The sequence below is a fragment of the Pseudomonas sp. CFBP 13602 genome (genome assembly GCF_014842725.1).
Classification (GTDB): domain Bacteria; phylum Pseudomonadota; class Gammaproteobacteria; order Pseudomonadales; family Pseudomonadaceae; genus Aquipseudomonas; species Aquipseudomonas baltica.
The window spans coordinates 72305-86429 of the sequence record NZ_JACYVT010000012.1; the positions used below are offsets into that span (position 1 = coordinate 72305).

Consider the following 14125-nt stretch of genomic DNA (forward strand, 5'->3'; position numbering starts at 1 on the left):
CCTCTCTATGCCCAGATTGCTGCAACGTTTGGTTTGGATACTGCTGGGGCTGTTCACCCACGGGCATGCCAAGGCCGCCGACAATTTCATCGTGGGTGTGGGTACCCACCTGCTCCACTCGACCGGGCCGGTGGCCCGGCCGACCTTGCTCATGAAGGAAGCCGGCATCGTATCGGCACGCGATGACCTGTTCTGGTCCACGGTAGAGCTGGAGCCCAAGCGCTTGAATTTCCCACTGGGCTGGCAGCGTTATCTGCAGGCCCTGCGTGACCGCCAGATCGGCAACATGCTGATCCTGGGCTACGGCAACCAGTGGTATGAACGCGATGCCAAGCCACGCAGCCCGTTCGTGCGCGATGCCTTCGCCAACTACGTGAACTTCGTCAGCCGACGTTTGCGCGGCCAGGTGGACTTCTACGAGATCTGGAACGAATGGGACCTGGAAGACCCGACCAGCGATGCCTTCAGCCGCGACTATGCCGCGCTGATCAAGGAGACCAGCGAACTGTTGCGCAGCAACGATCCGAACGTGCGCCTGATAGCCGGTGCAGTCACTACCCAGGGCTTGCAGGAAGGATTCGCCGACCGCCTGGTGGAGGCCGGGGTCATGGATGATCTGGATGGTTTGTCGCTGCATCCGTACGTGCACTGCCGCAAGGACCATGGCGGCAACACTCCGGAAAGCTGGATCAAATGGCTCAGCGACATCTCCACTCGGCTCGACACCCTGGCCCGGCGCCCGGTGCCGCTGTACCTCACGGAAATGAGCTGGCCCAGCGCCGACGAACCGTGCGGGGTCAGTGAAACCACCCAGGCGGCGTACCTGGCACGCGGGTTCTTTCTGGCCCGCATCCATCCGGCCATCCAGGGCATGTGGTGGTACGACCTGTACAACGACGGGCGCGACCCCAAGGAGCGCGAGCACAACTTCGGCCTGCTGGACAACGATCTCAACCCCAAGCCGGCGTACACCACGCTCAAGGCCATTGCACCGTACCTGTCGCAATACAGCTACGACCCCAGGCACAGCGTGATCAGCGACTCCCTGTACCAGTTGCGCTTTGCCAAGGGCGACGAGCAGGTGCTGGTGATCTGGGCCGTGGGCCAGTCGCGGCAGGTCAGGATCGAGTCGAGTGCATTGCTCAAGGGCGGTGCGCGCCTGGTCGACACCCGCCAGGCCGGCGTGGGCATGCGCGAAAGCGAGAACCCGTGGGATTGCGGTGAGCACTACTGCACCACCGTGGTAACCGCCTCCGAGTTTCCCAAGATCATCAGCCTGGGCAAGGCCAATTGGTTGTTCACGCAGTAGAAAACGCGATGCCCGCGGCAGTGGGCCTCAACCGCAGCGCATCGTGCGCCGCCATCGACCGCGCCTGTTGGACGCGGCACTACCTCTAGCAAGCGCGTGAGCCAAGGATGTTCCGATGATTGTCATCAATGCACGTTTTCTGACCCAGGAGCTACGCGGGGTGCAACGGTTCGCCGAGCAGACCTGCCTGGCGCTCAAGCGTCAACGTGACGACCTGGTGTTCGTCACCCCGCCGGGCGTGCGCATGCACGAAACCGCTCGGCTGCTGGATGCTCAGGTCGTGGGCACTCGTACCGGTCACCTGTGGGAACAACTCGACCTGCCGCGCTACCTGCGCAGCCAGGGCAATCCATTGCTGCTGTCGCTGTGCGCCACGGCGCCGCTGTTCTATGGCAACCAGATCGCCACGCACCACGACATCACCTACGTACGTCACCCACAAAGCTACACCTGGCAATTCCGCACGGCCTATCGCCTGATGACGCCCCTGCTGCTCAAGCGCTTGAAGACCTTGATCACGGTCAGCCAGTTTTCCAAGCGCGAGATCGGCGAGTTCTACAACTTTCCGGCGCAGAAGATTCTCGTGGTGCCGAATGCCGTGGGTGAAGAGTTTCAGCCCGGCGAACCGCTGCAAGCCGGCGGCCCGCGTTATCTGTTGGCGGTGTCTTCGCCCAGCGCGCACAAGAATTTCAGCCGCATGATCCAGGCGTTCCTGCAGCTCAAGGGTTTCGACCAGGTGCAGTTGCGCATCGTCGGCGGCGGCGGTGCAGTGTTCTCCGACCCCGATCTGGAAGCCTTGGCCAAGCGCGATGCTCGGGTGCGCTTTCTCGGGCGCTTGAGCGACGCCGAGTTGATCGAGCAGTACCAGGGCGCAGCGGCCTTCGTGTTTCCTTCGCTGTATGAAGGCTTCGGCATTCCGCCACTCGAAGCGCAGGCCTGTGGCTGCCCGGTGCTGGCGGCCAATGCCGCCTCGATCCCCGAGGTGCTGCAGTCCAGTGCCTTGTACTTCGACCCGCTGGATGTCGAGCACATCAGCCGGGCCATGGCCCTGGCGTTGAACAGCCTGACCATTCGCCAGCATTTACGCACCCTGGGTCTGCAGAACGTGGCGCGGTTCAGCTGGGATGCTTCGGCACGGCTGATCAGCGATCGCATCGACAGTGTCCAGGTACGGCGTCCACGCGGTGCCACCCTGAACCAGCCGTCCAGCGGCAAGGAGCACTCATGACTCGCCTGGGATATCTGGATGCCCTGCGCGGTATCGCCGCCTTGCTGGTGGTGGTCTGTCACCTGTGGCAGCCATTGCTGGGCCCCGGTGCGCTGCCGTACTTCTGGCTGGACATCGGCAAGCTGGGCGTCATCTGGTTCTTCCTGCTCAGCGGCGTGGTGATTCCGTTCAGCCTGCAACCGGGGCCCGGCGGCGCACGGCGCTTCATCGTCTCGCGGGTGCTGCGCCTGTACCCGGCCTACTGGCTGTCGCTGGCGCTGTACATCAGCATGCTGGCGCTGACCGGCGAAACCCTGCCGAGCTGGCAGCAGGTGGTCGCCAACCTGACCATGCTGCAGGCCGCCATGGGCGTCGAAGACGTGATGGGGCTGTACTGGACGCTGTTCATCGAGTGGCTGTTCTACGCCCTGTGCCTGGGCCTGATGCTGATCGGCCGACTGCGCAGCACCGGCTTTCGCGCCGCCTGCTCGCTGGCCCTGCTGGCCGCCGCAGTGGGCATGGGCCTGATGCGCATGCTGCTCGAACGCAAGCTGCCGGTGGCGTTGCCGTTGGGGCTGTCGCTGATGCTGTTCGGCTCGATCTGGCGCGACTGCCTGCTCGGCCAGGCCGATGCCCAGGTGCGCCGCTGCGTGAAGGGCCTGCTGCTGGCCTATGCCGTGGCCCTGCCGCCGACTTTCTTCGCCGCCTACGGCTTCGATGCCGGCAATGGCGAGTACTGGTTCCGCTACTGCTTCACCTATCTGTTGGCCATCAGCAGCTTCATGTTGCTGACCCAGCGCATCCGCCTGCATCAACCGTTGTTGCTGTGGCTGGGCACCATCAGTTACTCGCTGTACCTGCTGCATCCGAGCATGGAGCTGTTGTGCCGTTACCTGCTGGGCGTTCCCGGTCGTTCGTTGTCGGTGACCTTGCTTGCCACCGCGCTGTCGCTGTTGGCTGCGCACGTGAGCTATCGCTTCGTCGAACTGCCTTTCATCAAGTTGAGCAAACGACTCAACGCCCGTGCTCGTCCGAGCGCGCCCCTCATTCCCGAACTGCAGGTGCCCTATGAAAATAGCAATCGTCCATGATTGGCTCGTCACCTACGCCGGTGCCGAAAAGGTGCTGGCTTCGATGCTCAAGATCTGGCCCGACGCGGACCTGTTCTCGGTCATCGACTTTCTCAGTGACGAAGACCGCAAGCACCTGGGGGGCAAGCGCGCCACCACGACCTTCATCCAGCGCCTGCCCAAGGCCCGCACGCGCTACCAGAAATACCTGCCGCTGATGCCCATGGCGATCGAGCAACTGGACCTGTCCGGCTACGACCTGATCCTGTCGAGCAGCCACGCGGTGGCCAAGGGTGTGCTCACCGGGCCCAACCAGTTGCACATCAGCTACGTGCATTCGCCCATTCGCTACGCCTGGGACCTGCAGCACCAGTACCTGCGCGAGGCCAATCTGCTGGCCGGCCTGAAGAGCAAGGTGGCGCGGATGATCCTGCACTACATGCGCATGTGGGACCAACGCACCGCCGCCGGTGTCGACGAGTTCATCAGCAACTCGCAGTTCATTGGTCGACGCATCGACAAGGCCTATCGCCGTCCATCGACGGTGATCTACCCACCGGTGGACACCACCGGTTTCAACCTGCAGACCGAGAAGCAGGATTTCTATCTGACCGCCCAGCGCATGGTGCCGTACAAGAAAGTGCCGATGATGGTGGAGGCGTTCAGCGCCATGCCCGACAAGCGCCTGATCGTCATCGGCGACGGCCCGGAAATGGAAAAGTGCCGCGCCGTGTGCGGCCCCAACGTCACGCTGATGGGCTATCAGTCGTTCGAGGTATTGCGCGAGCACATGCAGAACGCCCGAGGCTTCGTCTTTGCCGCCGAAGAGGATTTCGGCATCAGCCCGGTCGAGGCCCAGGCCTGCGGTACGCCGGTGATTGCCTTCGGCCGTGGCGGCACCCTTGAAACCGTACGCGGGCTCAACGACGACAACCCCACCGGTGTGTTCTATTACCAGCAGACAGTGGCTGCCTTGACGGCCGCCATCGAAACGTTCGAAAGCCAGGCGTCGCGCTTTGATGCCCGCACCTGCCGCGAGAATGCCCTGCAGTTCGCGGAAAAGCGTTTCGAACGGGAAATGCGCCAGTTCGTCGAGCAGCGCTGGAACGAAGCACGCCTGGGTGACGCCTTCGACTGCAACCCGGTATTGGGCCTGGCCGACACCGGCCTGCTGCTCGCCGCGGCCCAGAAGCTCTAGGCCGCGCAGGAACATGTTGTAACGCAACACCGCTGTTCTGAACCTCCCAAATACCGTGCGAGAAGTCTGATTCTCCAAGGAAGATTGCAATGAAACGAACTGTATTCGTAGTCGCGTTGTTCGCCGTGCTGCTGCAAGGATGTGTGTTTTCCCCAGGGCAACACATGACGCCCGAGGATGCCGCCGACGACATCGGCACAACCGGACCGGTAACGGTCCTGCCGATCAACGCGCAGACGGTCGCGCAGCATCAGAGCCTGTACCGGCCCGAACCGGTACCGGCAGCGCTGTATGGCTACACGCCGGGCGACTACCGCATCGGCGCCGGCGACGGTCTGCAGATCACAGTCTGGGACCACGTCGAGCTGAATTCGCCAACCAACCAGGAGCCACGCGCCCAGGGCACGCAGATCGTGCGCAACGACGGTACCGTGTACTACCCGTTCATCAACTCCATCCAGGCCGAGGGCAAGACGGTCAGCGAACTGCGCAATGACTTGCAGCGCGCCCTGTCGCGCTTCCTGACCGACACCCAGGTGGACGTCAACGTGCAGAACTACGCCAGCCAGCGCGTGGTGTTTTCCGGTTCGTTCAAGAACGCCGGCCCGCAGGTTCTGAACAACGTGCCGCTGTCGCTGATCGAAGCGGTCAGTCGCGCCGGTGGCGACGATGGCAGCGGCAACCTGGCCGGGCTGATCCTCAAGCGTGATGGGCACGAGTACCTGCTGGATATCGACACCCTGAACCGCAAGGACTCCAAGCTCAACGGCATCTACCTGAAGAACGGCGACCAGCTGCACCTGGGCAACAACCGGGCGAACAAGGTCTACGTGCTCGGCGAAGTCAATTCGCCCCAGGTAATGACCTACGGCACCAGCACCTTCACCCTGCTCGAAGCGCTGGGCAATGCCGGTGGCCTGTCCCAGGAAACCGCCAACGCCGAGGCCATCTACGTGATCCGCGGTGCCCAGGACCGCTCCAAGCAACCGGCCACGGTGTTCTACCTCAACGCCAAGAAGCCGACCGCCTTCCTGCTCGCCCGCCAGTTCGACCTGCAGGCCTCGGACGTGGTCTTCGTCGGTCCTTCGGACATCACCCGCTGGAACCGCTTCATCAGCCAGTTGCTGCCGTCGGCCACCGTGGTTGCTACCGGTAATGCACTGGGCCAGTGATCTGACCACATAAGCGCCACTGAACGCTTTGGCAAGCGCTTGACTCCAAGTCTTGCCCAGGCGCTCAGCGTAAGCGTTTCGCGCCGATGGGCTTTCGCATCATCTGCCCACTTCAGGAATTCCCATGACTGACCCACGCAACGTTGCCCACGACAAGAAAGTCCAGCAGGAAAAGAAGAACAACGGCGAAGAGATCGCACCCAACGCCGAACACGCGCCACAGCCAGGCATGAAGCCGGCGCTCAAGCACGATGACGAGCAGCAGGACGAGCAGGACGACAAGGCCTGAGCCAGGCGCCGACCTGAGCTGAAGACGGCCTCTGGCGGCGCTGACCCACGTCGGTGACCGCCAGATCGCTTGCCAAGATGCGAATTTCTCCGCAATCCGCGCAAAAGCCTGTTTTGCCTGGGCAATCCCCGCGCGAACGGCTCCCCCACCTACCCGCAAATCCGCTACGATGTTTCCCTACAGCCTTACCGCTCAAAGGGAATTGACATGCCTCATCCTTCACTGCCGGCCGCAGAACACGTAGTGCTCGACAACGGCCTGCACGTGCGCCTGCATCATGAGCCGCGTCTCAAGCGTGCCGCCGCCTTCATGCGCGTCGCTGCAGGCAGCCATGACGTACCCGCCGCCTGGCCGGGCCTGGCACATTTCCTCGAACACCTGTTCTTTCTCGGCACCGAACGCCACAGTGGCGACCACGGCCTGATGGCCTTCGTGCAGAACCACGGGGGGCAGATCAACGCCAGCACGCGCGAGCGCTGCACCGACTATTTCTTCGAGGTGCCGGTGAGCGCCTTCGCCGGCGCGCTGGAGCGCCTGTGCGACATGCTCGGCCATCCGCGCATGACCCAGGCCGAGCAATTACGCGAGCGCGAAGTGCTGCATGCCGAGTTCGTCGCCTGGTCGCGCGACCCCGAGGCACGCCACCAGCAATGGCTGACCAGTGCGCTGGACGCCGAGCATCCGTTGCGCGCGTTCCACGCCGGCAACCGCTACAGCCTGCCGGTGCCGCGCGACTCGTTCCAGCAGGACCTGCGCAGCTTCTACCGGCGCTTCTACCAGACCGGGCAGATGACCTTGTGCCTGGTGGGCCCGCAACCGCTGGAACAGCTGCGCGCCATGGCCGAAAAAGTGGCCGGTGCGCTGCGCCCCGGCGATACCGCCGAACAGATCGCCCCGCCGCCGCTGGTAGGCACGCCGGGAGAGGCGGTCGAACGTGCGGACAGCAGCCGTTTCAACCTGCTGTTCGCCTGCGAAAACCTGCCCCGTGGTGCCACCCAGGCGCTGGAGTTCCTCGGCACCTGGCTGGGCGCCAGTCAGCACGGCGGGTTGCTGGCCGAGCTGCGCCGTCGGCAACTGGTGCAAAGCCTGGAGCTGAGCACCTTCTACAGCTTCGCCGACCAGGCATTGATCAATATCGAATTCAAGCTCACCCCGGCGGGCGAAACGGCCACGGCGCTGATCAGCCAGCTGTGCTTCGACTGGCTGGAGTTCTTCCAGGCTCACGACGACTGGCAGGGCCTTCGCGAAGAATTCCGCCTGCTCAACGAGCGCCGTCTGCAGGTTGCCAGTGCGTTGGAGCTGGCCCGCCATCACAGTGACGAAACCCCGTGCGAGTTGAGCCGACAAGCCGTGCAGGCGCTGCGCGAGGTGCTCGAACAACTGCGCCCGGAACACCTGCTGCACCCGATCGAAGCCGGTCCGGAGCGCGACCTCGCCGGCCGCTGGCGGCTGCCCCCACGCAACCGCTTCCTGCGCCCCAGCCGGCGCCCGGATCACCCCGTGGCCGACCCACAAGGTCTGGCGTACTGGCACGGCGCCTCGGCGCACAGCCACGAAGCGGCGCTGCACCTGCGCTGGCGGGTCAATGCCTCGCGCCACCAGGGGTTGTTCCGCACCCTGCATGACAGCTTGCGCAAACTCACCGAAGAAGCCCGCCAGGCCGGTGTGCAAATGGTCTTCAGCAGCCTGGGCGACGACTGGCAACTCAAGCTCAGTGGTGTGCAGGCGCCGATTCCGGCGCTGCTCGAACAGGCCCTGGAGCTGCTCGCCATACCCGCCCCGGAGGTCTGGCATCAGGCCGGGCAGGAACCGCCGAGCGCAACCCTGACCCCCATCAAGGAACTGCTCAAGCGCCTGCCCGACCACAGCCTGGGTTATTTCCACAGCCGTACCTCCGATGAAGACCTGCGCCCCCTGGCGCTGCAGAAGCTGTGGGGCGCCGCGCGCTGGGATGGCCTGGCGGTCGGCATGGACGACGGCGAACGCAGCGCGCTGAACAATGCGTTGCGCAAGATGCCCGGCACTGCCAGCCCGCATCTTGCGCAACCGCATCCGGCCCATTCGGGGCGCAGCTGGAGCCACGTGCCGTGCCAATCGAGCGAACATGCATTGCTGCTGTTCTGCCCGGTACCCAGCCAGAGCATTGCCGACGAAGCGGCCTGGCGCCTGCTCGCGCAGCTGTGCCAGACGCCGTTCTACCAGCGCCTGAGGGGCGAGCTGCAACTGGGCTACGCCGTGTTCAGCGGCCTGCGCCAGGTGGCGGGGCGCACGGGTCTGGTGTTCGGCGTTCAGTCGCCTCATGCACCGCTGGCCGATATTCTCGGCCATGTGCAGACTTTCATCGAAACCCTGCCGACGCTGGTCGAGGCCTGCAAGCCTGCGGCGCTGGACACCCAGCGCGAAGAACTGGCCAATCGTCACGAGCGCTCGCAAATGGACCTGCTGCCCCTGGCCGATCTGCTCTGGCAGGCTTGTCAGGCCGGCCATGGCGCGGACTATCTGGCTGCCCTGCAGCGGGCGGTGCGCGAGCTGCGCACAAGCGATCTGCAACAGGCGGCGCAGCAACTGGCCAGCGGCACTGGTGGCTGGCTGTGCCTGGCGACGGGCCCTGCAGTAGAAGCTTCGTGGCTGCCGGCGCAGCGATCGTTACCGGGCAGGTAACGGACTTTATCGAATAATTAACCGTAGGCGCCTATCTTATTTAGTAACATAGTCGCCCAAGGAGCATTGAACGTCCTACGGTCGGGGCGGACTAATGCTACAAGCCCATCAACCTAGAAGGAGATCTCTTATGTGGACCAAACCTGCTTACACTGATCTGCGCATCGGCTTCGAAGTCACCATGTACTTCGCAAGCCGCTAAGCTTCAGTTGCAACGCAACGCCTCGGCCAGTCACTGACCGGGGCGTTTTCATTTCCAGGCTTGATGCTGCGAGTTCTCCATGTATATCCAGATTCTTGGCTCCGCCGCCGGCGGTGGCTTTCCCCAGTGGAACTGCAATTGCGCCAATTGCAGTGGCTTTCGCGACGGCAGCCTGCGCGCCCATGCGCGCACGCAGTCGTCCATTGCCCTGTCCGACGATGGGGTCAACTGGGTGCTGTGCAATGCCTCGCCGGACATTCGCGCACAACTGCAAGGTTTTGCGCCGATGCAGCCTGGCCGGGCCCTGCGCGATACCGGGATTCAGGCCATCGTGCTGCTCGACAGCCAGATCGACCACACCACCGGGCTGCTCAGCCTGCGCGAAGGCTGCCCGCATCAAGTCTGGTGTACCGACATGGTGCATCAGGACCTGAGCACCGGCTTTCCGTTGTTCAACATGCTCAGCCACTGGAATGGCGGGCTGGACTGGCAGCGCATCGAGCTTGAAGGCAGCTTCGTGATTCCGGCGTGCCCGCACCTGCGTTTCACCCCGCTGCCGCTGCGCAGTGCCGCCCCGCCCTACTCGCCCCACCGCTTCGACCCGCATCCGGGCGACAACCTGGGCTTGATCGTGGAAGACACGCGTACCGGTGGCACGCTGTTCTATGCGCCGGGCCTGGGCCAGGTCGACGACGCGTTGCTCGAACGCATGGCCGGCGCGGATTGTCTGTTGGTAGACGGCACCCTGTGGGACGACGATGAAATGCAGCGACGTGGCGTTGGCACCCGGACCGGACGTGAGATGGGTCACCTGGCGCAGAGCGGCCCCGGCGGCATGCTGGAAGTGCTGGAAGGCCTGCCGCGCCAGCGCAAGGTGCTGATCCACATCAACAACACCAACCCGATCCTGGACGAAGACTCGCCACAGCGCGTCGAACTGGCCAAGCGCGGTGTCGAAGTGGCGTTCGATGGGATGAGCATCGAGTTGTAGTGGCGCCCCATTCCCCAGGAGAACCACAATGTCCGACACCCCCATGACCCCCGCCGAATTCGAGCAGGCCTTGCGTGCCAAGGGTGCGTATTACCACATCCACCACCCCTATCATGTGGCCATGTACGAAGGCCGCGCCAGCCGCGAGCAGATCCAGGGCTGGGTGGCCAACCGTTTCTACTACCAGGTCAACATCCCGCTCAAGGATGCCGCCATCCTGGCCAACTGCCCGGACCGCGAGATCCGTCGCGAGTGGATCCAGCGCATGCTCGACCACGACGGTGCCCCCGGCGAAGACGGCGGCATCGAAGCCTGGCTGCGCCTGGGCCAGGCCGTGGGCCTGGATCCCGACCAGTTGCGCTCTCAGGAGCTGGTGTTGCCCGGCGTACGTTTCGCGGTAGACGCCTACGTCAACTTCGCCCGCCGGGCCAACTGGCAGGAAGCGGCGAGCAGTTCGCTGACCGAGCTGTTCGCGCCGCAGATCCATCAGTCGCGCCTCGACAGCTGGCCAGCCCACTACCCGTGGATCGACCCGGCCGGCTACGAATACTTCCGCACGCGCCTGGGCCAGGCCCGGCGCGACGTGGAACACGGGCTGCACATCACCCTGCAGCACTACACCACGGTTGCGGGCCAGCAGCGTATGCTGGAAATCCTGCAGTTCAAGCTGGACATCCTGTGGAGCATGCTCGACGCCATGAGCATGGCCTACGAGCTGAATCGTCCGCCCTATCACAGCGTTACCGACCAGCGTGTCTGGCACAAGGGGATCGCCCTATGAGTTTCGATCGTCTACAAACCCCGCGCTGGCGCCAGGGCTACCGGTTCCAGTACGAGCCGGCGCAGAAAGGCCACGTGCTGCTGTACCCCGAGGGCATGATCAAGCTCAACGAAAGTGCCAGTGCCATTGGCGGCCTGATCGACGGCCAGCGCAGCGTGGCCACGATCATCGCCGAGCTCGACGCGCAGTTCCCCGGTGTGCCCGAGTTGGCCATCGATATCGAGCAATTCATGGAGGTCGCCCGTGCACAGCACTGGATCGAACTTGCCCAGCCTGCCACCCACGCCTGAAGTCGGACTGCCGCTGTGGCTGCTGGCGGAACTGACCTACCGCTGCCCGCTGCAATGCCCGTACTGCTCCAACCCCCTGGACTTCGCCGCCCAGGGCAAGGAACTGAGCACCGAGCAGTGGTTCAAGGTGATGGCCGAAGCCCGCGAAATGGGCGCCGCGCAGATCGGTTTCTCCGGTGGCGAGCCACTGGTGCGCCAGGATCTCGCGCAGCTGATCGGCGAGGCCCGGCGCCTGGGGTTCTACACCAACCTGATCACCTCGGGCATCGGCCTGACCGAACAGAAGATCGCCGACTTCAAGATCGCCGGCCTGGATCATATCCAGATCAGCTTTCAAGCCAGCGACGAGCAGGTCAACAACCTGCTGGCCGGCTCGAAAAAAGCCTTCGCGCAGAAGCTGGAAATGGCCCGAGCGGTGAAGGCCCACGGCTATCCGATGGTGCTGAACTTCGTTACCCACCGGCATAACATCGACAAGATCGACCGCATCATCGAGCTGTGCGTGGCGCTCGAGGCTGACTTCGTCGAACTCGCCACGTGCCAGTTCTACGGCTGGGCCGAGCTCAACCGTGCCGGCCTATTGCCCACCCGTGAACAACTGGTGCGTGCCGAACGCGTTACCAATGAATACCGCGCCAAGCTGGAAGCGGCCGGCAGCGCCTGCAAGCTGATTTTCGTCACGCCCGACTACTACGAAGAACGCCCCAAGGGCTGCATGAACGGCTGGGGCAGCATTTTCCTCACCGTAACGCCCGATGGCACCGCGCTGCCGTGCCACGGCGCGCGTCAGCTGCCGGTGGAGTTTCCCAACGTGCGCGATCACAGCCTGCAACACATCTGGTACGACTCTTTTGGCTTCAATCGCTTCCGCGGCTATGCCTGGATGCCCGAGCCATGCCGCTCGTGCGACGAGAAAGAGAAGGACTTCGGTGGCTGTCGCTGCCAGGCTTTCATGCTGACCGGCGATGCCGCCAACGCCGACCCGGTGTGCAGCAAGTCGCCCCACCATGGCGTGATCCTGCGGGCTCGTGAAGAAGCGGAACACGCTACCCAGACGATCGAACAATTGGCCTTTCGCAATGACCGAAACTCACGCCTCATCGCCAAAGCATGACCGCTTCAGCGCCTCCCAGGCCGTAGCTGCCGGGACCGATTTCGCCGAACTTCGGGTCGGCCCTGCTGGCGTGTTCTGGAACGAGTTCCGTCCCCAGGATGGCGTCTGCCGCCTGTGGACCGAGCAGGACGGTGTGGCGGTTTGCCTGACGCCCGACGGTTACAGCGCGCGCAGCCGGGTCTACGAATACGGCGGTGGGTCGTTCTGCCTGGCGAACGACGAACTGGTGTTCGTCAACGAGGCCGACCAGCAGCTCTACCGTCAGCCGGTGACCGGCGGCCTGCCGCAACCGTTGAGCTTCGGCCAGAAGCGCTACGGGGGGCTGGAATATGCCGCAGGCCAGGTGCTGGCGGTGGAGGAAGACGGCGACATTCATCGCCTGGTGGCCATCGACCTGGCCAGCGAGCGTCACCGCGTGCTGGCCGAAGGTGCCGACTTCTACGCCTCGCCGGTATTGAGCCCGGACGGCACCCGTCTGGCCTGGATCGAGTGGGACCGCCCGCATCAGCCCTGGACCCAGACGCGGCTGATGTGCAGCGAACTGGCGGCCGTGGCGGAATGCGTGGCCAGCGGTTTCAGCCTGCAGCAGCCGCGCTTCGATGAACAAGGGCGGTTGTATTGCCTGTCCGATGCGAACGGCTTCTGGCAACCGTGGGCAGAAGTCGACGGCAAATGGGCGCCTCTGCCCGCGGCGCCGGCCGACCATGCCGCAGCGCCTTGGCAACTGGGTGCCTGCACCTGGCTCCCGGCTGCCGATCAGGGCTATCTGGCGAGTTGGTTCGACGACGGTTTCGGCCGCCTGGGCCTGTGCGATGGGCAAGGCCATTGCCTGGATTACAGTGGCGAGTTCACGCGGTTTCGCGCGTTGGCCATGGATGCCGACCACCTCTACGCCATCGCCGGTTCACCTCTGCAGCCTTCGGCAGTGATTGCCGTCGACCGGCATGATCACAGCCTGCGCATCCTGGCGGGCGGGTATTCGCCGCTGCCGGCCGAGCAGGTCAGCCTGCCGCAGCCGCTGAGCTACCCCAGCGGCGGTGAGCAGGCTCACGGCTTCTTCTATGCCGCGCAGGGTGACGAGCGCCATCCGCCACTGGTGGTATTCATCCACGGCGGGCCGACGTCGGCGTGCTACCCGGTCTTCGACCCGCGCATCCAATACTGGACCCAGCGCGGTTTCGCCGTGGCCGACCTCAACTATCGCGGCAGCAGCAACTACGGTCGCACCTATCGCGATGCCCTGCATCTGCGCTGGGGCGTAACCGACGTGCAGGACGCCTGCGCCGTGGTCGACTACCTGGCCACGCAAGGCCGCATCGATGCGCAACGGGCGTTCGTGCGCGGTGGCAGCGCGGGCGGCTATACGGTGCTGTGCGCACTGGCGTTCGCCAAGGTGTTCCGGGCCGGCGCCAGCCTGTACGGCGTGAGCGATCCGGCCGCGTTGGGGCGCGTCACCCACAAGTTCGAAAACGACTACCTGGACTGGCTGATCGGCGACCCGGACAGCGACCGACAACGCTACGAAGAGCGCACTCCGCTGCTGCACGCCGATCGAATCACAGCCCCGGTGATTTTCTTTCAGGGAGAGTTGGATGTAGTGGTGGTGCCGCAGCAGACTCGTGACATGGTCGCCGCGTTGCAGGCGGGAGGTGTGCCGGTGCAAGCGCACTACTATGACGAGGAACGGCACGGCTTTCGCAATGCAGCCAACCTGGCCCATGCTTTGGAGCATGAATGGCGCTTCTACCTGAAGGTCATGCAGGAGGACGACCGCGGGCTATCCGATCTGCTTTGAACGGGTACCGGTGCGGTCGTCAGGCAGACGAACGCACCGGCAGCGG

At 64.2% G+C, this 14125-nt stretch carries 13 protein-coding genes; all 13 read left to right on the forward strand.

The genetic code is table 11. The features are described from left to right. Nucleotides 1–7 precede the first annotated feature (7 nt). The 13 genes from IFU31_RS20920 to IFU31_RS20980 all read left to right on the forward strand — a co-directional run bounded on the left by IFU31_RS20920 (nucleotide 8) and on the right by IFU31_RS20980 (nucleotide 14079). The gene (locus IFU31_RS20920; RefSeq protein WP_192060079.1) at nucleotides 8–1309 is read left to right on the forward strand and encodes a hypothetical protein; all 1302 of its coding nucleotides are present in this window, start codon (nucleotides 8–10) and stop codon (nucleotides 1307–1309) included. Nucleotides 1310–1424: 115 nt separating this feature from the next. Continuing rightward, on the forward strand, nucleotides 1425–2537 hold the full coding sequence (locus IFU31_RS20925; protein ID WP_192104500.1) for a glycosyltransferase family 4 protein: 1113 nt from the start codon (nucleotides 1425–1427) through the stop codon (nucleotides 2535–2537). Continuing rightward, nucleotides 2534–3607 carry an acyltransferase family protein gene (locus IFU31_RS20930; RefSeq protein WP_122477098.1) on the forward strand — a complete coding sequence of 358 codons (1074 nt, stop codon included), beginning with the start codon at nucleotides 2534–2536 and terminating at the stop codon, nucleotides 3605–3607. Before IFU31_RS20925 ends, IFU31_RS20930 begins: the two co-directional genes overlap by 4 nt. Then, nucleotides 3585–4784, forward strand: coding sequence for a glycosyltransferase family 4 protein (locus IFU31_RS20935; protein ID WP_122714906.1), 1200 nt, complete (start codon nucleotides 3585–3587; stop codon nucleotides 4782–4784). The genes IFU31_RS20930 and IFU31_RS20935 overlap by 23 nt, the downstream gene beginning before the upstream one ends. An 89-nt stretch (nucleotides 4785–4873) precedes the next feature. Beyond that, entirely contained in the window at nucleotides 4874–5956 is a 1083-nt protein-coding gene (locus IFU31_RS20940) for a polysaccharide biosynthesis/export family protein (protein WP_122477095.1), read from the forward strand. A gap of 124 nt (nucleotides 5957–6080) precedes the next feature. Continuing rightward, nucleotides 6081–6245 (forward strand): hypothetical protein, encoded by a 165-nt coding sequence (locus IFU31_RS20945; RefSeq protein ID WP_122477093.1) that lies wholly within the window; start codon nucleotides 6081–6083, stop codon nucleotides 6243–6245. 207 nt (nucleotides 6246–6452) lie between these two features. Next, nucleotides 6453–8906, forward strand: coding sequence for a pyrroloquinoline quinone biosynthesis protein PqqF (gene pqqF, locus IFU31_RS20950; RefSeq protein WP_192104502.1), 2454 nt, complete (start codon nucleotides 6453–6455; stop codon nucleotides 8904–8906). A gap of 130 nt (nucleotides 8907–9036) precedes the next feature. Beyond that, on the forward strand, nucleotides 9037–9108 hold the full coding sequence (gene pqqA / locus IFU31_RS20955) for a pyrroloquinoline quinone precursor peptide PqqA (protein ID WP_008365141.1): 72 nt from the start codon (nucleotides 9037–9039) through the stop codon (nucleotides 9106–9108). A gap of 79 nt (nucleotides 9109–9187) precedes the next feature. Beyond that, nucleotides 9188–10099 carry a pyrroloquinoline quinone biosynthesis protein PqqB gene (pqqB, locus tag IFU31_RS20960; protein WP_122477090.1) on the forward strand — a complete coding sequence of 304 codons (912 nt, stop codon included), beginning with the start codon at nucleotides 9188–9190 and terminating at the stop codon, nucleotides 10097–10099. A 28-nt stretch (nucleotides 10100–10127) separates the two neighbouring features. Further along, nucleotides 10128–10880, forward strand: a complete 753-nt coding sequence (pqqC, locus tag IFU31_RS20965) for a pyrroloquinoline-quinone synthase PqqC (protein ID WP_192104504.1) — start codon at nucleotides 10128–10130, stop codon at nucleotides 10878–10880. After that, complete coding sequence (pqqD, locus tag IFU31_RS20970; RefSeq protein ID WP_192104506.1) at nucleotides 10877–11170, forward strand: pyrroloquinoline quinone biosynthesis peptide chaperone PqqD; 294 nt, start codon at nucleotides 10877–10879, stop codon at nucleotides 11168–11170. The genes pqqC and pqqD overlap by 4 nt, the downstream gene beginning before the upstream one ends. Then, nucleotides 11124–12284, forward strand: coding sequence for a pyrroloquinoline quinone biosynthesis protein PqqE (pqqE, locus tag IFU31_RS20975; RefSeq protein WP_122477084.1), 1161 nt, complete (start codon nucleotides 11124–11126; stop codon nucleotides 12282–12284). Before pqqD ends, pqqE begins: the two co-directional genes overlap by 47 nt. After that, entirely contained in the window at nucleotides 12250–14079 is a 1830-nt protein-coding gene (locus IFU31_RS20980; protein ID WP_192104508.1) for a S9 family peptidase, read from the forward strand. The genes pqqE and IFU31_RS20980 overlap by 35 nt, the downstream gene beginning before the upstream one ends. Nucleotides 14080–14125: the final 46 nt, after the last annotated feature.

Bases quoted from the DNA above. Each gene is read 5' to 3' on its own strand.
- IFU31_RS20920 (WP_192060079.1), top strand. From the start codon at position 8: ATGCCCAGATTGCTGCAACGTTTGGTTTGGATACTGCTGGGGCTGTTC.
- IFU31_RS20925 (WP_192104500.1), top strand. From the start codon at position 1,425: ATGATTGTCATCAATGCACGTTTTCTGACCCAGGAGCTACGCGGGGTG.
- IFU31_RS20930 (WP_122477098.1), top strand. From the start codon at position 2,534: ATGACTCGCCTGGGATATCTGGATGCCCTGCGCGGTATCGCCGCCTTG.
- IFU31_RS20935 (WP_122714906.1), top strand. From the start codon at position 3,585: ATGAAAATAGCAATCGTCCATGATTGGCTCGTCACCTACGCCGGTGCC.
- IFU31_RS20940 (WP_122477095.1), top strand. From the start codon at position 4,874: ATGAAACGAACTGTATTCGTAGTCGCGTTGTTCGCCGTGCTGCTGCAA.
- IFU31_RS20945 (WP_122477093.1), top strand. From the start codon at position 6,081: ATGACTGACCCACGCAACGTTGCCCACGACAAGAAAGTCCAGCAGGAA.
- pqqF (WP_192104502.1), top strand. From the start codon at position 6,453: ATGCCTCATCCTTCACTGCCGGCCGCAGAACACGTAGTGCTCGACAAC.
- pqqB (WP_122477090.1), top strand. From the start codon at position 9,188: ATGTATATCCAGATTCTTGGCTCCGCCGCCGGCGGTGGCTTTCCCCAG.
- pqqC (WP_192104504.1), top strand. From the start codon at position 10,128: ATGTCCGACACCCCCATGACCCCCGCCGAATTCGAGCAGGCCTTGCGT.
- pqqD (WP_192104506.1), top strand. From the start codon at position 10,877: ATGAGTTTCGATCGTCTACAAACCCCGCGCTGGCGCCAGGGCTACCGG.
- IFU31_RS20980 (WP_192104508.1), top strand. From the start codon at position 12,250: ATGACCGAAACTCACGCCTCATCGCCAAAGCATGACCGCTTCAGCGCC.